The organism is Streptomyces sp. CA-251247, from assembly GCF_050952975.1.
Taxonomy (GTDB): domain Bacteria; phylum Actinomycetota; class Actinomycetes; order Streptomycetales; family Streptomycetaceae; genus Streptomyces; species Streptomyces achmelvichensis.
In genome coordinates this window covers 4,527,799-4,549,395 of sequence record NZ_CP191861.1, presented here as the reverse complement: position 1 = coordinate 4,549,395, position 21,597 = coordinate 4,527,799, and the positions used below count along the sequence as shown (strand labels likewise).

21 protein-coding genes are annotated in these 21,597 nt (G+C 70.1%); 10 read left to right on the top strand and 11 right to left on the bottom strand.

Features of this window, described 5'->3' with window-relative positions; all coding sequences use genetic code 11:
* Positions 1 to 36: 36 nt before the first annotated feature.
* The 3 genes from ACQPWZ_RS20105 to ACQPWZ_RS20095 are packed head-to-tail and all read right to left on the bottom strand — an operon-like array spanning position 37 to position 2,549.
* The gene (locus tag ACQPWZ_RS20105; protein WP_433572042.1) at positions 37 to 1,008 is read right to left on the bottom strand and encodes an ABC transporter substrate-binding protein; all 972 of its coding nucleotides are present in this window, start codon (positions 1,006 to 1,008) and stop codon (positions 37 to 39) included.
* A gap of 51 nt (positions 1,009 to 1,059) precedes the next feature.
* Complete coding sequence (locus tag ACQPWZ_RS20100; protein ID WP_356706045.1) at positions 1,060 to 1,746, bottom strand: ABC transporter permease; 687 nt, start codon at positions 1,744 to 1,746, stop codon at positions 1,060 to 1,062.
* The gene (locus ACQPWZ_RS20095; RefSeq protein WP_433572041.1) at positions 1,746 to 2,549 is read right to left on the bottom strand and encodes an ABC transporter permease; all 804 of its coding nucleotides are present in this window, start codon (positions 2,547 to 2,549) and stop codon (positions 1,746 to 1,748) included. The genes ACQPWZ_RS20100 and ACQPWZ_RS20095 overlap by 1 nt, the downstream gene beginning before the upstream one ends.
* Before the next feature lie 128 nt (positions 2,550 to 2,677).
* Between ACQPWZ_RS20095 and ACQPWZ_RS20090 the strand changes: the two genes are divergently transcribed.
* Positions 2,678 to 3,841, top strand: coding sequence for an ABC transporter ATP-binding protein (locus ACQPWZ_RS20090; RefSeq protein ID WP_340474496.1), 1,164 nt, complete (start codon positions 2,678 to 2,680; stop codon positions 3,839 to 3,841).
* 112 nt (positions 3,842 to 3,953) lie between these two features.
* On the opposite strand, the gene ACQPWZ_RS20085 is transcribed toward ACQPWZ_RS20090, so the two are convergent.
* The gene (locus tag ACQPWZ_RS20085; RefSeq protein ID WP_340474495.1) at positions 3,954 to 5,066 is read right to left on the bottom strand and encodes an alpha/beta hydrolase; all 1,113 of its coding nucleotides are present in this window, start codon (positions 5,064 to 5,066) and stop codon (positions 3,954 to 3,956) included.
* Between the two features lie 147 nt (positions 5,067 to 5,213).
* Between ACQPWZ_RS20085 and ACQPWZ_RS20080 the strand changes: the two genes are divergently transcribed.
* The 6 genes from ACQPWZ_RS20080 (at position 5,214) to ACQPWZ_RS20055 (ending at position 10,138) form a co-directional block, all read left to right on the top strand.
* On the top strand, positions 5,214 to 7,049 hold the full coding sequence (locus ACQPWZ_RS20080) for a phosphatidylglycerol lysyltransferase domain-containing protein (protein ID WP_340474494.1): 1,836 nt from the start codon (positions 5,214 to 5,216) through the stop codon (positions 7,047 to 7,049).
* A gap of 83 nt (positions 7,050 to 7,132) precedes the next feature.
* The gene (gene folP, locus ACQPWZ_RS20075) at positions 7,133 to 7,975 is read left to right on the top strand and encodes a dihydropteroate synthase (RefSeq protein ID WP_405571673.1); all 843 of its coding nucleotides are present in this window, start codon (positions 7,133 to 7,135) and stop codon (positions 7,973 to 7,975) included.
* Complete coding sequence (locus ACQPWZ_RS20070) at positions 7,972 to 8,418, top strand: nuclear transport factor 2 family protein (protein WP_313944953.1); 447 nt, start codon at positions 7,972 to 7,974, stop codon at positions 8,416 to 8,418. Before folP ends, ACQPWZ_RS20070 begins: the two co-directional genes overlap by 4 nt.
* 196 nt (positions 8,419 to 8,614) lie before the next feature.
* On the top strand, positions 8,615 to 8,974 hold the full coding sequence (gene folB, locus ACQPWZ_RS20065) for a dihydroneopterin aldolase (RefSeq protein ID WP_340474492.1): 360 nt from the start codon (positions 8,615 to 8,617) through the stop codon (positions 8,972 to 8,974).
* Positions 8,971 to 9,585, top strand: a complete 615-nt coding sequence (folK, locus tag ACQPWZ_RS20060) for a 2-amino-4-hydroxy-6-hydroxymethyldihydropteridine diphosphokinase (RefSeq protein WP_433572040.1) — start codon at positions 8,971 to 8,973, stop codon at positions 9,583 to 9,585. Before folB ends, folK begins: the two co-directional genes overlap by 4 nt.
* A gap of 76 nt (positions 9,586 to 9,661) precedes the next feature.
* Positions 9,662 to 10,138, top strand: a complete 477-nt coding sequence (locus ACQPWZ_RS20055) for a DUF3180 domain-containing protein (protein ID WP_313948921.1) — start codon at positions 9,662 to 9,664, stop codon at positions 10,136 to 10,138.
* Positions 10,139 to 10,442: 304 nt separating this feature from the next.
* On the opposite strand, the gene folE is transcribed toward ACQPWZ_RS20055, so the two are convergent.
* From folE to dacB, 6 genes are all read right to left on the bottom strand, one after another.
* Entirely contained in the window at positions 10,443 to 11,048 is a 606-nt protein-coding gene (gene folE, locus ACQPWZ_RS20050; protein ID WP_340474489.1) for a GTP cyclohydrolase I FolE, read from the bottom strand.
* Positions 11,049 to 11,155: 107 nt separating this feature from the next.
* The gene (gene ftsH / locus ACQPWZ_RS20045; RefSeq protein ID WP_340474488.1) at positions 11,156 to 13,174 is read right to left on the bottom strand and encodes an ATP-dependent zinc metalloprotease FtsH; all 2,019 of its coding nucleotides are present in this window, start codon (positions 13,172 to 13,174) and stop codon (positions 11,156 to 11,158) included.
* Positions 13,175 to 13,361: 187 nt separating this feature from the next.
* Complete coding sequence (hpt, locus tag ACQPWZ_RS20040; protein WP_313944958.1) at positions 13,362 to 13,916, bottom strand: hypoxanthine phosphoribosyltransferase; 555 nt, start codon at positions 13,914 to 13,916, stop codon at positions 13,362 to 13,364.
* Positions 13,917 to 13,988: 72 nt separating this feature from the next.
* Entirely contained in the window at positions 13,989 to 15,080 is a 1,092-nt protein-coding gene (gene tilS / locus ACQPWZ_RS20035; protein ID WP_433572039.1) for a tRNA lysidine(34) synthetase TilS, read from the bottom strand.
* A gap of 174 nt (positions 15,081 to 15,254) precedes the next feature.
* On the bottom strand, positions 15,255 to 16,382 hold the full coding sequence (locus ACQPWZ_RS20030) for a zinc-dependent metalloprotease (RefSeq protein ID WP_313944960.1): 1,128 nt from the start codon (positions 16,380 to 16,382) through the stop codon (positions 15,255 to 15,257).
* Positions 16,383 to 16,449: 67 nt separating this feature from the next.
* On the bottom strand, positions 16,450 to 17,853 hold the full coding sequence (gene dacB / locus ACQPWZ_RS20025; RefSeq protein WP_356706038.1) for a D-alanyl-D-alanine carboxypeptidase/D-alanyl-D-alanine endopeptidase: 1,404 nt from the start codon (positions 17,851 to 17,853) through the stop codon (positions 16,450 to 16,452).
* Positions 17,854 to 17,939: 86 nt separating this feature from the next.
* Between dacB and ACQPWZ_RS20020 the strand changes: the two genes are divergently transcribed.
* A complete protein-coding gene (locus tag ACQPWZ_RS20020) occupies positions 17,940 to 18,434 on the top strand; it encodes an inorganic diphosphatase (RefSeq protein ID WP_108151010.1) in 495 nt (164 codons plus the stop codon).
* Positions 18,435 to 18,578: 144 nt separating this feature from the next.
* Complete coding sequence (locus ACQPWZ_RS20015; protein WP_405571660.1) at positions 18,579 to 20,234, top strand: threonine/serine exporter family protein; 1,656 nt, start codon at positions 18,579 to 18,581, stop codon at positions 20,232 to 20,234.
* 73 nt (positions 20,235 to 20,307) lie between these two features.
* Here the strand turns inward: ACQPWZ_RS20015 and ACQPWZ_RS20010 are convergent, their stop codons facing one another.
* Positions 20,308 to 20,997: a DedA family protein gene (locus ACQPWZ_RS20010; protein WP_356703736.1), complete on the bottom strand. Its 690-nt coding sequence runs from the start codon at positions 20,995 to 20,997 to the stop codon at positions 20,308 to 20,310.
* 186 nt (positions 20,998 to 21,183) lie between these two features.
* Between ACQPWZ_RS20010 and ACQPWZ_RS20005 the strand changes: the two genes are divergently transcribed.
* Positions 21,184 to 21,549, top strand: coding sequence for a YbjQ family protein (locus ACQPWZ_RS20005; protein ID WP_340474482.1), 366 nt, complete (start codon positions 21,184 to 21,186; stop codon positions 21,547 to 21,549).
* The last annotated feature ends 48 nt before the right edge of the window (positions 21,550 to 21,597 follow it).

The window sequence follows — 21,597 nt, the reverse complement described above, 5'->3', positions numbered from 1 at the left end:
AAATCTCTCGTTCGAGAACGCCGGGCCGCCCACGGCCTACTTCGTGAGGAGTCCCTTGGACTCCAGGTAATCCTTCGCGGCGTCCTGCGGCTTGGCCCGCTCGGCGTCCACCTTGCGGTTCAACTCCGCGAGATCCTCGGTGGTCAGCGCCTTGGTGAGCTTGTCGAGAGCGGCCGCCACCTCCGGTGCGCCGGCGTCCTTGGCATTGACCACGGGCAGGACGTTGTCGGCGTTCTGGAGCTTCTTGTCGTCCTCGAGGAAGACCAGGCCGTCCAGTACGGCGTCGGTCGTCGTGGTCAGCACCAGCTGGTCGGTGCCGTCCTTGACCGCCTGCTTGGCCTGCGGGGTGCCGACGCCCTTGGGGTCGATACCGGTGACATCGATGCCGTACGTCTTCTTCAGACCGGGCGCGCAGAACGGGCGGACCTCGCACTCGTCGCCCGCCGCGATCTTCACCTTCAGCTTCGACTTCCCGAGATCGGAAAGGGTCTTGAGCTTGTTCTTCTCCGCGAATTCCTTGCTGACCGCGAAGGCGTTCTGGTCGACCGCCCCGCCGGCGGGGAGCACCTTCAGACCGCGCGGCTCGGCGAGCTTGGTGAGCGCGGCGACGGTGGCCGTGACATCGCTGGAGGCGACGGGCTTCTCGTCGGGTGCCTTCGGCCCGTTCACCTTCGCGTTGAGGAATTCGGCGATCGTCGCCGCGTATTCGGGTACGACGTCTATTTCGCCCTTCTCCAGCGAGGGCTGATACAGCTCACGGTTCTTCACCGTGGTGACCGAGGTCTTGTATCCGGCGTCCGCCAGGATCTGCGCATAGAGCTCGGCGAGGACCTTGGACTCGGTGAAGGCGGCGGCGCCGACGACGAGCGTGCCCTTCCCGCCCGAACCGGCCGGTTTCGAGCCGGAATCGTCCGACTTCTCCAGGCTGTCTCCGCCGCACGCGACGAGGGAACCCGTCAGCGCCGCAACCGCCAGTACTGCTCCCGCGATGCGCGAGGTCTTGCTCATCAGGTTCTCCGTCCAGGGTTCACAGAATGCACAGTGAGGAAGGCACCGCAGTCACAGGGGCGACACGGTCGACACGGACTTGCGGAGGGGATCGATCAGCCGGTCGGCCACCACCAGAGCCCCTTCCACCAGCAGGGCCAGCAGCGCGGCGAGCAGTGCGCCGGCCACCACTTGCGGGGTGTTGTAGGTGTTGAATCCCGCGGTGATGATGCGGCCGAGGCCGCCCTGGCCGACCATCGAGGCGATGGTGGCCGTGGCGACGACCTGCACCGCGGCGGACCGCAGCCCGGTCATGAGCAGCGGGTAGGCGAGGGGCAGTTCGACGCGGAAGAACAGCTGGCCGCCGGACATCCCCATGCCCCGCGCGGCCTCCACGACCGCGCGGTCCACCTCTCGCATACCCACGTAGGCGTTGGTGAGCAGCGGCGGCACGGCGAACAGCACCAGGGCGATGATCGTCGGTGCGTAACCGGCGCTGCGCAGCGGTGTGAGCATGAAGAGGGCGAGGACCGCGAAGACGGGGATGGCGCGGCCCGCGTTGGAGATGTTGACCGCGAGCGCGCCGCCCTTGCCCAAGTGCCCGAGCCACAGCGCGATGGGCAGGGCTATCGCGCAGGCGAGAGCGAGGGCCACCCCGCTGACGTACACATGCTCGCCCAGCCGGTGCCAGGCGCCGCTCTCGCCGGACCAGTTGGCTCCGGTGGTGAGCCAGGTCCACGCGTCGGCCATGACCCCCATCAGACGGCCTCCTTCGCCGTGCCCTGCCGGGCCGTGACCGGATGCGCCGGGCCGGGACCGGCAGTGCCCGCGGGCGCCGAGCCGGGCGACTTCGGGCCCGGGCGCCCGGCGCCCGGCTGCGCCGTGGGTATGCGGGTCCAGGGCGTCAGCAGCCGCTGGACGCCGAGCAGCAGCAGATCGGCGACGGCCGCGAGGAGCACGCAGAGCACGGAGGCGGTGAGCACCTGAGCCTTGAAGACGGTCTGCACGCCGTCGTCTATGAGATTGCCCAGGCCGCCCTTGCCGACCAGTGCGCCGACGGTCGTCAGGGCGATGGTCGAGACCGTGGCGATGCGCAGGCCGGCCATCAACGCGGGGAGCGCGAGAGGCAGTTCGACCTCCCACAGCAGCCGGCCCGGTCCGTATCCCATGCCGCGGGCGGCCTCCCGAGCCTCGGCCGGCACGGCTTCCAGACCGGCCATGATGTTCCGCACGAGAATGGTCAAGGAATAGAGCACGAGACCGGTGACGACCAGCGCGGCCGACAGCCCGAAGACCGGCAGCAGCAGCGAGAACATCGCCAGCGACGGAATGGTGTAGAGCAGGGTCGTCAAACCGAGCACCGGACCGGCGAACGCCGGTTTCGCGCGGGCGAGCAGCGCCAGCGGAAAGGCGACGGCGAGACCGATCAGGACCGATGCCACGGTGATCCAGACGTGCTCGACCGTCGCGTCGGTCAACTCCTGGCTGCGGGTGCGGAGGTATTCCCCGCAGATCCAGTCATTGGCCTCCAGACAGCCCTGCGCGGCCTGCTGCATGCTCATGCACCCCCACCTCCCCACCTCTGCCGAACGTATGTCTGGCGACCATATCCCTGACCACTGACAATCGCCGAGGGCCGCCACATTGCAGCAACATGGCTTTCACACAACACCCGTCACAATGGGGAACCATGATCCGTTTCGAGCACGTAGCCAAGCGATACCCGGACGGGACGACAGCCGTCGACGACCTGTCGTTCGAGGTGGCCGAGGGTGAACTGGTCACGCTCGTCGGACCGTCCGGCTGCGGCAAGACCACCACGATGAAGATGGTCAACCGCCTCATCGAGCCCAGCAGTGGCCGGATATTCCTGGACGGGGAGGACATATCGACCATCGATCCCGTCCAACTCCGCCGCCGTATCGGCTATGTCATCCAGCAGGTCGGTCTCTTCCCGCACAAAACGGTCCTGGAGAACACCGCGACCGTCCCTCATCTCCTCGGCTGGCAGCGCTCCAAGGCCAGGGCCCGCGCCGCCGAGCTCCTCGATCTGGTGGGCCTGGACCCCACGACGTACGGCGGGCGCTACCCGGAGCAGCTCTCCGGCGGCCAGCGCCAGCGCGTCGGCGTCGCACGTGCCCTGGCGGCCGATCCGCCCGTGCTGCTGATGGACGAACCGTTCGGCGCGGTCGACCCGGTGGTCCGTGAACATCTCCAGAACGAGTTCCTGAGACTCCAGTCCCAGGTGCGCAAGACCGTGCTGTTCGTCACGCACGACATCGAGGAGGCCGTCCGCCTCGGCGACCGTATCGCCGTCTACGGGCAGGGCCGGATCGAGCAGTTCGACGCGCCGGCCGCGGTGCTCGGCACCCCCGCGACGCCCTATGTCGCCGACTTCGTGGGCGCCGACCGCGGCCTCAAGCGCCTCTCGGTCACCCCCATCGAGGAGGGTGACCTGGAGCAGCCCCCCGTCGTCCACCTCGACGACACCCTGCCCCGGGAGCTCGGTTCACGCTGGGCCGTCGTCCTGGACGGCGACGACAACCTGCACGGCTGGCTCTCCGCCGAGGGGGCGCTCAGGAAGGGCTCCGTCCGCGAGCACGCGCGCCGGATGGAGGCATGGCTGCCGGTCGGCGCCTCCCTCAAGCAGGCGTTCTCCACCATGCTCCAGCACGACGCGGGCTGGATCGCGGTGATCGACAAGGAGGAGACGGGCCGCTTCCTCGGGGTGCTGACCCCGGCCCGGCTGCACGAGGCGCTGCGCCGCTCGATCGACGCGGACGCGCAGGCCATTCCCCGTACGGAGGTCGACCTGGAGTCGATCGCGACGATCACGGAAGCCGCCAAGAGCTGAGCCGGGACGCGCGTCGCGGCGACCCGCACAGGTCCACCGCGGCGCGCACCCCGAGCCGCAAAGCACCGTCGACGCGCGATCCCGGCCTCGTGAAGCCTTCAGCCGCCCGGCCTCACGAAGCCTTCAGCCGCCCCGACATCCACACCAGCGCGGGCGAAATCTCGCGCCGCCACGTGTTGAAGTTGTGCCCGCCGCTGTCGAGGGTGATCGACGAGACCCGCGCGGGCGCCTTCACCTTCTTGATGAAGTGCCCGGTCGGCTTGAGATTGCCCTCGCCCGACTTCGACGTCGTCACCAGGAACGACGATGCGCCCTGCGGCAGGTGGTCCAGGCTCCACAGCAGATTGGCGCGGTTCTTCGCCTTCTTGTCGCCGTGGAAGAGGTCGCCGGTGGTCGGGTCGTCTGCGGCCTTGTAGTACGCCGAGAGACCGGCGCCCACGGAGAACTGCCCCGGGTGGTGCAGCGCGATCTTCAAGGCGCAGTAACCGCCGGTCGAATTCCCGATGAGGCCCCAGTTCCTGGGCTTGGCCCCGACCCGGTACGTCTCGGAGACCGCCTTCGGGAGGTCCTTCGCGAAGAACGTCTCCGTCTGCGGACCACCGGGAACGTCCACGCACTCGGTGTCCCGCGGCGGGGCGACGGTCGGCCGCATCATGACGAGAACCGTCGGCTGCATCCGGCCGCTCTTCGCCTCCTGCCAGGCGGTCTGCGGATACTTCAGCCCTTTGAGCAGGTTCTCCGCGGTACCCGGATATCCGGTCAGCACAATCGTCGCGGGAAAGGTCTTCTTGCGGAATTCGGGCTGGAAGTACTCCGGTGGCAGATAGACGTACGCCGGGCTGTCGATCTTCGACTTCTCGCCCGAGACGACGATCTTCTGGATCTGGCCGCCGACCGCCGGCCGCGCGCCGCCCGGCACGTCCAGCCGCTTCCGCTCGACCACCTTGATGCGCTTCGCGCCGGCCGAGTGGTCGACCACCACGCCCATGTCCTGCTCCCGGCCGAAGAGGTCGGACCACGAGCCGTAGAAGAGGAAGGAGTTGTTCGCGGCGAGCCCCACCGCCGCGAAGAGAGCGAGCTGGGTCACCAGCAGCATGCCGACCCTTCCCGTGACGGCACGCCAGTTGCGGCCGGCCAGCCGCGGCCACAGCCAGATGGTGGCGGCGAACAGCAGAACGGCCACGAGGACGGCCAAGGCCAGAACTTTGTTACTGGTCAGACCCATGAGTCGCGTGAGCTTTCTTCCTTGAGAATTTCCTGTGAGTGAGTGAACCCGCCCCCTGGAAGTCCCGTCCTAGAGAGCGCAAATCGTCCGGAGCCCACCGACCTGCGGCCCTCGGACACAGGATCTCTCGCGGAGTCACGGGAAGCGATGTCTGCAACGGTAGATGGGGACAAATCAGGATTGGTTCCGAATCGGGTACGCCGCCTCCTGCGCGGCCCCCGGCCGGAGGCGGTCCCTTCGCTGGTCGGTACGGCCTGCACACTCGTCGGCCTGATCGACATTGCCGCCGGGGTGTTCCCCCGGTTCCGGCACAGCCGCATGCACACGCTGGCCGAAGTGCTCCCCGGAGCCACCGGCCCGTTCGCCGCCGCGCTCTCGCTGAGCGCCGGCGTCCTGCTGCTGCTGCTCGCCCACGGGCTCAAGCGGCACAAGCGCCGGGCCTGGCGGGCCGCGGTGATCCTGCTGCCCGTGGGGGCGGTCAGCCAGTTCGTCTACCGGCACTCGGTCATCGGCGCACTGGTCTCCCTGCTGCTGCTGACCCTGCTGCTGCGCCACCGAAGCGAGTTCGCCGCGCTGCCCGATCCGCGCAGCCGCTGGAAGGCGCTCGCCAACTTCGTCCTGATGGGCGCCGGCTCGCTCGGCCTCGGTCTGGTCATCGTCAGCGCGCACCCCGGCAGGACCGTCGGCAGCCCTGGCCTGGTGGACCGTCTGGAGCACGTGCTCTACGGACTCTTCGGCTTCGAGGGCCCCGTCGACTACTCCGGCAGCGTGTCCTGGACCGTCGGCTACTCGCTCGGCGCCCTCGGCCTGCTGACCGCCGTGACCACGATCTACCTCGCCTTCCGGCCCGAGCACCCGGCGGCCCGGCTCACCGAGGACGACGAGCGCCGGCTGCGCGACCTGCTCACCCGGCACGGCGGCCGCGACTCGCTCGGCCACTTCGCGCTCCGGCGGGACAAGGGCGTCGTCTTCTCGCCCAGCGGCAAGGCCGCGGTCTGCTACCGGGTGGTGTCCGGCGTGATGCTCGCCAGCGGCGACCCGATCGGCGACGTCGAGGCCTGGCCGGGCGCCATCGAGCGCTTCATGGACGAGGCCAAGGCGCACTCCTGGACCCCGGCCGTGATGGGCTGCTCGGAGACCGGCGGCGAGGTCTGGACCCGTGAGACGGGCCTGGACGCCCTGGAGCTGGGCGACGAGGCGGTGGTGGACGTCGCGGATTTCTCGCTCACCGGGCGCGCGATGCGCAACGTACGCCAGATGGTGAAGCGCATCGAGCGCAATGGCTACACGACCCGCGTCCGGCGCGCCCGTGACATCTCCGCCGAGGAGCTGGAGCAGATCCGCCGGGCCGCGGAGGCCTGGCGGGGCACCGACACCGAGCGGGGCTTCTCGATGGCTCTGGGCCGCATCGGCGACCCGGACGACGGCGACGCGGTGATAGCCACGGCGCACAAGACGGACGACGAGCCGGGGGCCTACGGCGACCTCAAGGCGATCATCCACTTCGTCCCGTGGGGCACCGACGGCATGTCACTGGAACTGATGCGGCGCGACCGCTCCGCCGACCCGGGCATGAACGAACTGCTCATCGTCGCGGCGCTCCAGGCCTCCCCCGCACTCATGATCGAACGCGTCTCGCTGAACTTCGCGATGTTCCGCTCGGCACTCGCCCGCGGCGAGAAGATCGGCGCCGGCCCGGTGCTGCGGCTGTGGCGCGGACTGCTGGTGTTCCTCTCCCGCTGGTTCCAGATCGAGTCGCTGTACAAGTTCAACGCCAAGTTCCGGCCGCGCTGGGAACCGCGCTTCGTGGTCTTCCGCAACACCCGCGACCTGCCCAGGATCGGCTTCGCCGCGATGCAGGCGGAGGGCTTCGTCACCCTGGCGCTCCCCCGCCTCTTCCCCCGGCGCAGGGCCCCGCGCCCGGCCCGCCCGTGCGCGCACATCGCACCGATGACGCAGGAACGGGAGATCCGCGCGGCATGAGGGGCCCGCGGCGGGCCCCGGCCGGTGCCCCGCGGCACGGCCGCGCGGGGCGAGCCGTCGGCCCGCGGCCCTAGGCTGGGCGTATGAGTACGTTGCGCGGGCTGCCGGAGTGGGATCGCTGTGCCGTCATGGGGGTCGTGAACGTGACGCCCGACTCCTTCTCCGACGGCGGCCGCTGGTTCGACACGACCGCCGCCGTCAAACGCGGCCTCGACCTCGTCACCGCGGGCGCCGACCTCGTCGACGTCGGCGGTGAGTCCACCCGGCCCGGCGCCAGCAGGGTCGACGAGGACGAGGAGCTGCGCCGCGTCATCCCCGTCGTCCGGGGTCTCGCCGCCGAAGGGGTCACCGTCTCCGTCGACACCATGCGCGCCACCGTCGCCGAGCGGGCCGTCGCCGCCGGAGCCGTACTCGTCAACGACGTCAGCGGCGGTCTCGCCGACCCCGCGATGGTCCCGGCCGTCGCCGCCGCCGGTGTCCCCTTCGTGGTGATGCACTGGCGCGGCTTCAGCGAGGACATGAACAGCCGCGCCGTCTACGCCGACGTGGTCGCCGAGGTCGTCACGGAGCTCCGGGAGCGCATGGACACCGTCGTCGCCGGCGGCGTCGCCCCCGAGCAGATCGTCATCGACCCCGGCCTCGGCTTCGCCAAGCAGGCCGAGCACGACCTCGCCCTCGTCGCCCACCTCGGCGAACTGCGGGCCCTCGGCCGTCCGCTGCTCGTCGCCGCGTCCCGCAAACGGTTCCTCGGCCGGGTCCTCGCCCAGGACGGCGACGCCCCGCCACCCGCGCGGGAACGGGACGCCGCCACCGCCGCGATCTCCGCGATCGCCGCCTACGAGGGCGCCTGGGCCGTGCGCGTCCACGAGGTGCGGGCGACGGCCGACGCCGTCCGCGTCGCGCGCGCCGTCGGGGCCGCCCGGTGAGCCGTACCGACATCGAGCTGGTCGAAGAGGCCAACACGACGTTCTACGAGACCATGGAGCGCGGCGACTTCGAGAAGCTCTCCGGCCTCTGGCTGGACGACGAGATCTCGTGCATCCACCCGGGCTGGCCGGTCCTTTCGGGCCGCGGCGAGGTGCTGCGCTCGTACGCCCTGATCATGGCGAACACCGAGTACATCCAGTTCTTCCTGACCGACGTCAAGGTCAACCTGGCGGGCGACACCGCCCTCGTGACGTGCACGGAGAACATCCTCAGCGGCGGCCCGGCCGAGGACGGCGGCGAGCTCGGTCCTCTCGTCGGGCAGCTCGTGGTCGCCACGAATGTGTTCCGTCGCACAGACGAGGGATGGAGGATCTGGTCACATCATGGATCACCCGTCCTGACGGAAAGCGACGACGCGGAGGACGAGGAGTCCCCCTCGTAACTGGGTAGGCGCACCGTTGGAAGCGGGGAACCGGACGCTCCGGCCAGGAGCGGGCGGTCCGGCCTCCGCAGCTCCGCGCGGCCCCATGGGCGAGTGGGGCCGGTGCTCGCAGGTAGATTCGCAGGGGCACCCGGCCCGCCCGCACGCGGCGCCGGTGCCCGCATCCCGCCAAGTACAGGAAGCAGGAGTGATTCGCGTGGATCGTGTCGCGCTGCGCGGCCTCAAGGCCCGCGGGCACCATGGCGTCTTCCCCCGGGAGCGCGAGGAGGGCCAGACCTTCATCGTGGACCTGATGCTCGGCCTCGACACCCGGCCCGCGGCGGAGGCCGACGACCTGGCGAAGACCGTGCACTACGGCGTGGTGGCGGAGGAGGTCGTCGCGGTCGTCGAGGGAGAGCCGGTCGACCTGATCGAGACGCTGGCGGAGCGCATCGCCCAGCAGTGCCTCAAGCACGACGGTGTCGAGGAGGTCGAGGTGGTCGTGCACAAGCCGGACGCCCCGATCACCGTGCCGTTCGACGACGTGACCATCACGATCACCCGGAGCCGAGTATGACCGCGTTCTTCCCGCACGGGACGCAGAGCGACCCGACCGTGCAGCCGGTGCCCGCCTCCGTCGTGGAGCAGGTGGACGCGGCGGACGTCACCCTGTCCAACCCCAAACGGGCCGTGATCTCCATCGGGTCCAACCTGGGGAACCGGCTGGAGACGCTCCAGGGCGCGATCGACGCCCTGGAGGACACGCCGGGCCTACGGGTCAAGGCCGTGTCCCCGGTGTACGAGACGGAGCCGTGGGGTGTGGACCCCGGCTCGCAGCCCTCGTACTTCAACGCCGTGGTCCTCGTGAAGACCACCCTCCCGCCGTCCTCGCTGCTGGAACGCGGCCAGGCCATCGAGGAGGCCTTCGACCGGGTACGGGAGGAGCGCTGGGGGCCGCGGACGATCGACGTCGACATCGTGGCGTACGCGGACGTGGTCTCCAACGACCCGGTGCTCACCCTGCCGCACCCGCGGGCGCATCAGCGCGCCTTCGTCCTCGTGCCGTGGCACGACGTGGAGCCGCAGGCCCAGCTGCCCGGCCGCGGGCCGGTCGCCGAGCTTCTGGACGGCATCGGCCAGGACGGTGTGCTTCCCCGCGCCGACCTGGAACTCCGTCTGCCCGAGTAGTCGTTAGGCTCTGCGGAGCGGTGCACGGTGTGATGCAACAGGTGTGATGCAGCAGGACGGAAGGGCGGCTTACTCGGTGAAGCAACTACGGCTCGGTGTACTGGCCGGTCTCTTCGCCGCGGCCGGAGTGCTGTCCTGGGGCGCTGCCCGCCTGTGGGAGTCGTTCGGCACCCTGCCGAGCGTCCCGCTGGCCGCACCCATCGTGCTGGCGGTGATCGCGGTCGTCCTGACCGCCACCGCCCTCTCCCTGCGGGCCCGCCTCCGCGCCCAGCGCGAGCGCCGCCCCGGCGCCAAGGGCGTCGAGCCGCTGATGGCGGCCCGAGCGGTGGTGTTCGGCCAGGCGAGCGCGCTGGTGGCGGCGCTGGTGAGCGGGATGTACGGCGGGACGGGAGTGTTCCTGCTGAGCTCCCTGGACATCCCGGCGCGCCGTGACCAGGCGGTCTACGCGGGCTTCTCGGTGGTCGCCGGCATCGCGGTGATCGCGGCGGCGTTCTTCCTGGAGCGGGTCTGCAAACTCCCCGAGGACGACGACGAGGGCCCGGCCCCGGCGTAGGGCCTGCCGGCGGCCGCGCCCACGGGGCGGGGAGCAGGTGCCGGCACCTTGTCCCGTGACGGGCAGGTGGGCCGCACCAGATTTCTTGGGGCGCGGCGCCTCGTCCGGTGGCAGGCCCGGGAGCCCTCCGGGCTCGACTCCTCGGGCTCGACTCCTCGGGCTGGGCGGCGTAGCGGCACTTGCCTTGGTCACCCGGGACCTGCCGCCGATCCCCTGCGGGGCCGACCCTGCACGCCCCTCCACCCGAGCGGGGAAAGGGGCCCGCGTGGCGGGGCCACGGGAGCGGCCCAGCGTGGGCGGACTGTCAGCGCGCCATGATCAGGCTCATCGCCTCGTTGCGCGTCGCCGGGTGACGCAGCTGTCCCCGCACCGCGGACGTGATCGTCTTCGCGCCCGGCTTCCGGACCCCGCGCATCGTCATGCACATGTGCTCGCACTCCACGACCACGATCACACCTCGCGGCTCGAGGATCTCCATCAGCGAGTCGGCGATCTGTGTCGTCAGCCGCTCCTGCACCTGCGGCCGGCGGGCGAAGACGTCGACGAGGCGGGCGATCTTCGACAGCCCGGTGATCTTCCCGTCGACGGACGGGATGTAGCCAACGTGCGCGACCCCGACGAAGGGCACCAGATGGTGCTCGCAGGAGCTCATCACCTCGATGTCCTTCACCAGGACCATCTCGTCGTGACCGATGTCGAACGTCGTCGTCAGCACGTCCTCGGGCTGCTGCCACAGTCCCGCGAATATCTCCCGGTACGCCCGTGCCACGCGCGTCGGTGTCTCCCGCAGGCCCTCCCGGTCCGGGTCCTCGCCGACCGCGATGAGCAGTTCGCGTACGGCGTTCTCTGCACGCTTCTCGTCGAATTCGCCGATCGTGCCCTCGCCGTCCAGCGTCACCGGGTCGGTCATCTGTGCCTCGTTCCTCTTGCTCTGGCCTGCGGTCATACGAATGCCGCGCCCCCAGGCTAGAACCTGGTGGGCGCGGCATCCATTCCGGGCTTGGTACCCCGGGCGGGTCAGCTCTCCGGGCGCTCCTCCGGGACCGCCTCCACGGAGGAGGAGTCCGTCGGGACGGCGCCGATGGCACCGACGGCGCCATTGGTCAGCGCCAGCTCCTTCGGCGAGAGCACCGGCGGCCGCGTGGACGGCGTGCGGCGGGTGGAACCCGTCCACGCCGGGCGGGCCGGGCGCCTCACGATCGGGGCGAAGATCTCGGCGATCTGCTCCTTGCCGAGGGTCTCCTTCTCCAGCAGCTGAAGCACCAGGTTGTCGAGGACGTCGCGATTCTCGACGAGGATCTCCCACGCTTCGTTGTGGGCGGTCTCGATGAGCTTCTTGACCTCTTCGTCGACCAGGGCCGCGACCTCTTCCGAGTAGTCGCGCTGGTGACCCATCTCACGGCCCAGGAAGGGCTCGGAGTTGTCGCCACCGAACTTGATCGCGCCGAGACGCTCGGTCATGCCGTACTGCGTGACCATGGCGCGAGCCGTGGCCGTGGCCTTCTCGATATCGTTCGCCGCGCCCGTGGTCGGGTCGTGGAAGACGAGCTCCTCGGCCGCGCGCCCGCCCAGCATGTATGCCAGCTGGTCGAGCATTTCGTTGCGCGTGGTCGAGTACCTGTCCTCGTCCGGCAGGACCATCGTGTAACCCAGGGCTCTGCCGCGGGACAGGATGGTGATCTTGTGGACCGGGTCGGAGTTCGGTGAAGCCGCCGCGACCAGGGCGTGTCCGCCCTCGTGGTAGGCGGTGATCTTCTTCTCCTTGTCCGACATGATCCGGGTCCGCTTCTGCGGGCCCGCGACCACACGGTCGATCGCCTCGTCCAGCGAGTCGTTGTCGACGAGCTTCTTGTTGCCGCGCGCCGTGAGGAGCGCCGCTTCGTTCAGCACGTTCGACAGGTCCGCACCGGTGAAGCCCGGCGTACGACGGGCGACAGCACCCAGGTCGACGTCCGGAGCGACCGGCTTGCCCTTCTGGTGGACCTTGAGGATCTCGAGACGGCCCTGCATGTCGGGACGGTCGACCGCGATCTGCCGGTCGAACCGGCCCGGACGCAGCAGCGCCGGGTCGAGGATGTCCGGCCGGTTGGTGGCGGCGATCAGGATGACGCCGCCCTTCACGTCGAAGCCGTCCATCTCGACGAGCAGCTGATTGAGCGTCTGCTCGCGCTCGTCGTGGCCACCGCCGAGACCCGCACCGCGGTGCCGGCCGACGGCGTCGATCTCGTCGACGAAGACGATCGCCGGAGCGTTCGCCTTGGCCTGCTCGAAGAGGTCACGGACTCGGGAGGCACCGACACCGACGAACATCTCGACGAAGTCGGAACCGGAGATCGAGTAAAACGGGACGCCCGCCTCGCCCGCGACAGCGCGAGCGAGCAGCGTCTTGCCCGTACCGGGCGGGCCGTAGAGCAGCACACCCTTCGGGATCTTGGCGCCGACAGCCTGGAACTTGGCCGGCTCCTGCAGGAACTCCTTGATCTCGTGGAGTTCCTCGACGGCTTCGTCGGACCCCGCCACATCGGCGAAGGTCGTCTTCGGAGTGTCCTTGGTGATCAGCTTGGCCTTGGACTTCCCGAAGTTCATGACTCGGGAGCCGCCGCCCTGCATCTGATTCATCAGGAACAGGAAGACCACGACGATGAGGACGAAGGGCAGCAGCGAGAGCAGCACCGAGACGAACGGGCTCTGCTTCGACGGCGAGACGGTGTAACCCTTCTCGATGTCACCGGCCTCGAACTTCGTCTGCAGCGTCTGCGCCAGATCGGCACCCTGGGTGCCGATGTAGCTCGCCTGGATCTTGTCGCTGCCCTTGACCTTCTGGCCGTCCTTCAGATCGACCTTGATGATCTGTTCGTCGCCAGTGGTCAGCTTGACCTGGTCGACCTGGTTCTTGTCGATCGCCTGGACGACCTCGCCGGTGTCCACCGTCTTGTAGCCGCCGGACGAGCCGACGACCTGCATCAACACGACCACGGCGAGGACGGCCAGCACGATCCACATGACCGGCCCACGGAAGTATCGCTTCACGTCCATCCATACGGAGCGAATTCGCTCCGTCCCTCCTGCCCGTAGTGAATGCTGCTCTGAGACTGCTCTGTATTTAAAGCTAACTGTTCTTCGGACGGTACCCCAGCATCGTCACCGTGACCGCACGGTACGGCTGACACTCCCGCCCTCCCATGCTCCAACGGCGGGAGGGGGGTGAGGGTTCCCGTTGGCGTCAGCCGCCGTAGACGTGCGGTGCGAGGGTGCCGACGAACGGCACGTTGCGGTACTTCTCCGCGTAGTCCAGCCCGTACCCGACGACGAACTCGTTCGGGATGTCGAAGCCGATCCACTTCACGTCGATCGCGACCTTTGCGGCATCCGGCTTACGCAGCAGCGTGCAGACCTCGAGGGAGGCCGGCTCGCGCGATCCGAGGTTCGAGAGCAGCCACGAGAGCGTGAGGCCGGAGTCGATGATGTCCTCGACGATCAGGACGTGCTTGCCCTTGATGTCGGTGTCCAGGTCCTTGAGGATCCGGACGACACCCGATGACTGGGTGCCCGCGCCGTAGGACGACACCGCCATCCAGTCCATGGTGACCGGCGTGGACAGCGCGCGCGCCAGATCCGCCATCACCATCACGGCGCCCTTGAGCACACCGACGAGGAGCAGATCCTTGCCCGCGTACTCCGCGTCGATCTTCGCGGCGAGCTCCGCCAGCTTCGCGTCGATCTCTTCCTTGGTGATGAGCACCGACTGAAGGTCGGTGCCCAAGTCCTTCTCGTTCACGCGGTCGCTTTCTGTCTGCCGGGTCCCGGGGTCGCCCCCGGGGTGACACAGCCTGGTGCTTGCGCCGCTGCGTCAGCCTTGCCGAATGACCAGTCTGCCACCCTGCCGTCGCGCCTCGACGCGGCCGGGCAGATTGATGGCCCCCTGGCCGCGCCAGCCGGTGATCAGCCGGTCGACCTCTTCGACGTGACGGGCGAACAGCGAACCGGCGGGCGCACCGGCCTCGATCACGGCCCGGCGCAGCACCCGGCGGCGTACGGCGGGCGGCAGGGCGTAGAGCTTGGCGCACTCCAGCCGGCCCGAGTCGTCACGCACGGAGGCGTCCGCGTCGGCGGCCCAGGTGTCGAGGGCGTCGGCGTCGTCGCGGGAGAGCTGGGCGGTACGGGCCAGGGCCTCGACGACGCCCTTGCCGAGCGCCTTCTCCAGCGCGGGCAGGCCCTCGTGGCGCAGCCGGGAGCGGGTGTAGGCCGGGTCGGCGTTGTGCGGGTCGTCCCAGACGGGCAGCGACTGGACCATGCAGGCCTTGCGGGCGGTCTGCCGGTCGAGCTGGAGGAAGGGTCTGCGGTAACGGCCGGCCGCCCCCGAGACGGCCGCCATTCCGGACAGCGAGCGGGTCCCGGAGCCGCGTGCCAGGCCCAGCAGGACGGTTTCGGCTTGGTCGTCACGGGTGTGGCCGAGGAGCACGGCGGCAGCGCCGTGGCGTTCGGCCGCGTCGTCCAGCGCCGCATAGCGCGCGTCGCGGGCCGCGGCCTCGGGTCCGCCTTCGCGGCCGACGCGGACGGTGATGGACTCGACGGGATCGAGACCCAGCGAGCCGAGGCGGGCGGCGACTTCGGCCGCGCGGAGGTCGGAGCCGTCCTGGAGGCCGTGGTCGACGGTGATGCCGCCGGCCCGGACGGAGAGCTTGCGTGCCTCGAAGGCGAGCGCGGAGGCGAGCGCCATGGAGTCGGCGCCGCCGGAGCAGGCCACGAGCACGAGGGGCTCGTCGGCGGGCAGGGCGGACCGGCCGGGCAGGTGGGACCCGGAGGGTGCCGCGGCCGCATGGCTCAGGGTGCGCTCGAGCCGGGCTGCGTGTTCGTGTGTCTCGGTGTGCTCGGTGAGTACGTCGTGGAGTACGCGGCGGACCGCCAGGCGTATCGCCGCGACCGCAGGATGGGGACCCATGTCCGGTGCCCTTCGTGGAATTGGGGGGTGCCTCGGTCGGAGTCGGGAGGAGGTTCAGTCACTCAGAGTGCGTCGATGGTGACAGAACCGAGCCGTTCTCCGAGCATTGCACGCCTGCCAACGGCCCACGGTCCCTCGGATGGGTGATTACCAGGGCGTGCGGCTGCCTCCTCTTCAGGACTCTGCTTTACGGTGCACCCGCGCGACCCAGTCCGCCGGTTTGGCGATCTCCGCCTTGGTCGGGAGGGTGTTCGGGGACGTCCAGACCCGGTTGAACCCGTCCATACCGACCTCCTCCACGACAGCCCGGACGAAACGCTCACCGTCGCGGTACTGACGCAGCTTGGCGTCGAGTCCGAGGAGCTTGCGCAGCGCCTGGTCCAGCCGGCTCGCGCCACGCGCCCTGCGCTGCTGGAACTTCTCCCGGATCTCCGCCACGGAGGGCACGACGTCGGGACCCACGCCGTCCATCACGAAGTCGGCATGACCCTCCAGGAGGGACATCACGGCGGTCAGCCGACCGAGGATCTCCCGCTGGGCCGGGGTCTGCACCAGCTCCACGATGGAGCGGCCCTCGTCCTCCTCGCCCTCGGGACGGGCGCCGGACAGCGACTGGGCCGCCTCGCGCAGACGCTCCAGAACGGTCATCGGGTCGACCTCGGTCTCGCCGAGAAATGACTGGATCTCGCCCTCGAGGTGGTCGCGCAGCCACGGCACGCCCGTGAACTGCGTGCGGTGGGTCTCCTCGTGGAGACAGACCCAGAGCCGGAAGTCGTGCGGATCGACCTCGAGCTCGCGCTCCACATGGACGATGTTCGGCGCGACCAGCAGGAGGCGTCCGCCGCCGTTGGACCCGGCGGGCAGCTCACGGGTGGCGGGGGCGAAGGTCTCGTACTGACCGAGGACACGCGAGGCCAGGAAGGAGAGCAGCATGCCCAGCTCGACGCCGGTGACCTTGCCGCCGACCGCGCCCAGGACCGCGCCGCCCGGGCCGCCGGGGCGGCGCTCCTGCATCTTCTCCAGCAGCGGCTTGAGCAGTTCGCGGAAGCCCGCGACGTTCGCCCGCACCCAGCCCGCCCGGTCCACGACCAGGACCGGGGTGTCCTCGGGCTGATGGCTTTCGGGAATCATTTGCGTGAAGCCGCGCACATGCTCTTCCGAGGCCTTGGCATGCCGTCGCAGCTCGGCGACCACGGCCCGCGCCTCCTCCCGGGTCACTTCGGGCCCGGGCCGCACGAAGCGGGTCGCGGTCGCCACGGCGAGGTTCCAGTCGACCATCTCGGCACCACCGATGCTCGTCATGCGTCAACCGTACGTGGTGGGCCCGCGGGACGGTGAGGTGTCGGGAGGCGCCGGTCGGCCACGGACCTCACGTGGCGAGTGCCGCCGCGAGCCGGTCCAGGGCCGGTTGGGCGGAATCCGCACCGGCGGTGCCGCCCGCCATGAAGGCGAACGCGAGGAGTCGTCCGTCCGGGGTGACGACCGTCCCCGCCAGGGAGTTCACCTGGCTCAGGGTGCCTGTCTTGGCGCGGATGAGGCCGGTGCCCGGTGAGGTGGCGCCGTAGCGGCCCGACAGCGTTCCGGTGAAGCCGGCGACCGGGAGGCCCGTGAGTACCGGCCGCAGTCCGGGACGGTCCGGGTCGGCCGCGAGGGCCAGCAGGGCGGTGAGCTGCCCCGCGGAGAGCCGGTCGGCGCGGTTCAGCCCGCTGCCGTCGGCGAAGCGGGCGCCCGCCAACGGCAGCTTCAGCTTCTTGAGTTGTGCGGTCACGGCCCCCTCGGCACCCGCGAAGCTCGCCGGCCGGCCGGTGGCCAGGGCGGTCTGACGGGCGACGGCCTCCGCGAGGTCGTTGTTGCTCTCGGTCAACAGCCGCTCGACGAGGGCGGAGAGGGGATCCGAGAGCACCTTGGCGACGGTCGTCGAACCCGCCGCGGGCCGGCCGGGCGCGGGCTCGGCCGCGACCGTGAGGCCGCGGTCCTTCAGCAACTGCGCGAAGACGCGGGCCGCCTCGCGGGCGGGGTCGTCGAAGCGTTCGGCGTCCTTCGTGCTCCGCTCGTCGATCCGGCCCTCGTGGAGCATCAGCGGGGTGACCGGCGCGAGGTTGCCGTTCTCGCCGATGGGGTGGCGCACCGGGCCCTTGTAGAGCGAGACGTCGTAGGCGAGACGCACCGCGGTGGTGCCGCGCGCCTTCAGCGCACGCGCCGCGCGCTCGGCGAGCGCGCCCAGGCGGGCCCGGTCCAGACTGGCGTCCCCGCCGCCGACCAGGGTGAGCACCTTGCCGTCCTTGGAGGCGGTGACCGTGGTGGGGATGCGGTGGTCGGGGCCGAGCGCGCCGAGGGCGGCGACCGAGGTCGCGATCTTGATCGTGGAGGCCGGGGTCATCTGGGTGGCGGCCCCCTTCCCGTACAGCGCGCGGCCGGTGGCGAGGTCGACGACGGAGGCCGTCTGCACCGTGCCGAGGCCGGGGTCGCCGAGCAGCGGGAGGAGTTCCTCGGCGAGGTCGGCCGGGGCGGCCGCCGGCGCGGTGGCGGGAGCCGTCGCCGGGATGCCGAGCGCCGCGAGGACGCCGGGTGCGCTGGGTGCGGGCTGCGGGCGTCCCGGCACCGGCCTGGGGTGATGTGCGCCACCACCCGGGCTCCGGGCGGCCGCCCACTCCCTCTCGGCCTTACGCTGACCGGAGTCCCAGGGGCCGGCCGCGGCCACCGCCCCGGCAGCCAGGGCGAGCCCGACCACGGCCGCGCCCGCGGTGAGCTGCCATGTCCTGACCACTGGCACCTCGCACCAGCCCCTTTCGCGATCACACACGTGCGTGAGGGACACTTAACCACCAGACCTATGTGTTGATCATGGAGGAGCCACCCGTGGAGTTCGACGTCACCATCGAGATCCCGAAGGGGTCGAGGAACAAGTACGAGGTGGACCACGAGACCGGTCGTATCCGCCTTGACCGTCGACTCTTCACCTCGACCAGCTACCCGGCCGACTACGGGTTCGTGGAGAACACCCTCGGCGAGGACGGTGACCCGCTGGACGCCCTGGTCATCCTCGACGAGCCGACCTTCCCCGGCTGTCTCATCAAGTGCCGCGCGATCGGCATGTTCCGGATGACCGACGAGGCGGGCGGCGACGACAAGTTGCTGTGCGTCCCGGCTTCCGACCCGCGGGTCGAGCACCTGCGCGACATCCACCACGTCTCCGAGTTCGACCGCCTGGAGATCCAGCACTTCTTCGAGGTCTACAAGGACCTGGAGCCCGGCAAGTCCGTGGAGGGCGCGAACTGGGTCGGCCGTACCGAGGCCGAGGCCGAGATCGAGGCCTCCTACAAGCGCCTCGAGGCGCAGGGCGGCGCGCACTGATCATCCGGCGCGCATAACGCTGCCGACAGCGGTCAGAAGACGGCGGGCGGGACACCTCAGGGTGTCCCGCCCGCCGTGCGTGTGCCCGGGGGTCCATGCACATACTGGGTGACAGGCCGGAACAAGAGGGAGCGAGGGCAGCACGTGGTGGCGGAGCCGGAGGGTCCGGAAGACCGGAAGCCTCAGTCCGACGAGGCGCACAGCGCCTTTGCCCCACCCACGGGACTGGGCCAGCCCGATGCGGTCGACGAGGATCCGACCACCACATCGGAATTCGCGGTTCCGGCCGGGTTCGCCCCGGAGGCCCCGGGCGAGCCGGAAGGTTCCGCTTTCGCTCCGCCGCGCACCTACAGAGCCCGGCACTCACCGCCCGCCTTCACGCCCGCGCAGGGCATCCCGATGGTCCGGCTGACCAAGGATGTTCCGTGGCAGGACCGCATGCGGGCCATGCTGAAGATCCCGGTGGGCGAACGCCCGGTCCCGGACACGGTCCAGAAGCAGGACGACGCCGGCCCGGCCGTGCCGAGGGTGCTCGACCTGACGCTGCGTATCGGCGAGCTGCTGCTGGCGGGCGGCGAGGGCGCCGAGGACGTCGAGGCGGCGATGTTCGCCATCTCGCGTTCGTACGGTCTCGACCGCTGCGAGCCGACGGTCACGTTCACGCTGCTGTCGATCACGTATCAGCCCTCGCTGGTCGACGACCCGGTGACGGCGAACCGGACCGTACGCCGGCGGGGCACCGACTACACCCGTCTTGCGGCCGTCTACCGGCTGATCCACGACATCAGCTCGGAGGAGACCGAGGTCTCCCTGGAGGAGGCGTACCGGACGCTCGCGGAGATCCGCAGGAACCGGCACCCCTTTCCCGGCTGGGCGCTGACGCTGTCCGGCGGACTGCTGGCCGGGGCGGCGTCCGTACTGGTCGGCGGCAATGTGCTGGTGTTCCTGGCGGCGGCGATCAGTGCGATGCTCGGCGACCGGCTGGCCTGGCTGTGTGCGGGCCGCGGGCTGCCGGAGTTCTACCAGTTCGTGGCGGCGGCCATGCCCCCGGCCGCGATGGGTGTCGCGCTGACCCTGTCCCCGCTGGAGGTCCGGGCGTCGGCGGTGATCACCGGTGGACTGTTCGCCCTGATCCCCGGGCGGGCGCTGGTCGCCGGCGTCCAGGACGGCCTGACCGGCTTCTACATCACCGCGGCCGCCCGGCTCCTGGAGGTCGGCTACCTCGTCGTCGGCATCGTCGTCGGGGTGCTCAGCGTGCTCTACATGGGGCTGGCGCTGGACGCGGCGCTCAACCCCGAGACGGCCATCCACAGCGTGGAGCGGCCGGTGATCCAGACGCTGGCCGCGATGGCGCTGTCCTTGTGCTTCGCCGTGATGCTCCAGCAGGAGCGGGACACCGTGTTGCTGGTGACGCTCAACGGCGGTGTCGCCTGGGTGGTCTACGGCGCGCTGGCGGACACCGCGAACGTCCCGCCGGTCGCCGCCACGGCCGCCGCGGCCGGGCTGGTGGGCCTGTTCGGGCAGGTGCTGGCGCGCTACCGCTTCGCCTCCGCGCTGCCCTACGTCACCGCCGCGATCGGGCCGCTGCTGCCCGGTAGCGCGACGTACTTCGGGCTGCTGGAGATCGCGCGGGGCGATCTGAACGCGGGTCTCGCCTCGCTGTCCACGGCGGCGGCGCTGGCCCTGGCCATCGCGATCGGGGTGAACCTCGGAGGCGAGGTCTCCCGGCTGTTCTTCCGGCTGCCGGGTGTCGCGGAACCGTCGGAGCGCCGCGCGGCCAAGCGGACACGCGGCTTCTAGCCCGTACGACATTGGGGTGCGCGGGTGGCATGACTGCGCGGCCGGTCCTCATCGCCGGCCGCGCGTTCGGCGCTCAGCGCTTGGCGTGGCGGCCGCCGCGGGCCGGCGGGATGTCCGAGTCGGGCGCGGAGACCGCGGCCTTCTTGTTCTTGGAGCGGGCCCGCAGGAACTCGATCGCGATCGGCAGCACCGAGACGAGCACGATGAGGATCAGGATCGCCTCGATGTGCTGGTGCACGAACTCGACCTTGCCCAGCGCGGCACCGAGCAGCGTCACGCCCGCACCCCACAGGGTGCCGCCGATGATGTTGAAGGTGATGAACGAGCGGTAGTTCATCCGGCTCACACCGGCGATGATCGGCGTGAACGTCCGCACGATGGGCACGAAGCGCGCGAGGACCAGCGACTTAGGGCCGTACTTCTCGAAGAAGTCGTGCGCCTTCTCCACGTTCTCCTGCTTGAAGAGCTTGGAGTCCGGGCGCTTGAAGAGCGAGGGTCCGACCTTGCGGCCGAAGAGATAGCCCACCTGGTCACCGATGATGGCCGCCAGCACGATGAGCAGACAGACCAGCCACAGCGGATAGTCGAGCTTGTTCGTCGTCACCAGCAGACCGGTGGTGAACAGCAGCGAGTCGCCGGGCAGGAAGAAGCCGATGAGCAGTCCGGACTCGGCGAAGACGATGACCAGGACGCCGATGAGGCCGAAGGTCCCGATCAGATAGTCCGGGTCCAGCCAGCTCGGTCCGAGCGCAAGGGTAGTCACGAGGTCCGGGCTCCTGAGTAGGTAGTCGTCGATCGGCTATCGGCTATCGGCATGTCGCCCGCCCAAAACTATCAACGCATCGGGCAGGTTCCGCGTTCCGCCGGTGCGCTCAGGATGCACTGTGCCCCGGCTGGGACAAAGCTGTGCGTCATAGCTCCCGTCACCGGCTCACGAAAGGTGGACAAGATGGGCATCGAGGACTACGGCGGCGGCCAGGGCCCGCACGCGGACGTCATCGTCGTCACCACGAACGACGTACCCGGGTACCAGGTGCAGGAGATCATCGGCGAGGTCTTCGGCCTCACCGTGCGTTCGCGTCACCTCGGCAGCCAGATCGGCGCCGGCCTCAAGTCGATGATCGGCGGTGAGCTGAAGGGCCTCACCAAGACGCTCGTCGAGACCCGCAACCAGGCGATGGAGCGACTGACCGAGCAGGCGCGTGCACGGGGCGCCAACGCCGTGCTGATGTTCCGCTTCGACGTCTCGGAGGCGGCGGACGTGGGCACGGAGGTCTGCGCGTACGGCACGGCCGCGGTGATCGCGCGCCTCTGACGCGCGGGACAGGGAGCGTCCGGGCCCGGGAACGACCGCCGGGTCCGG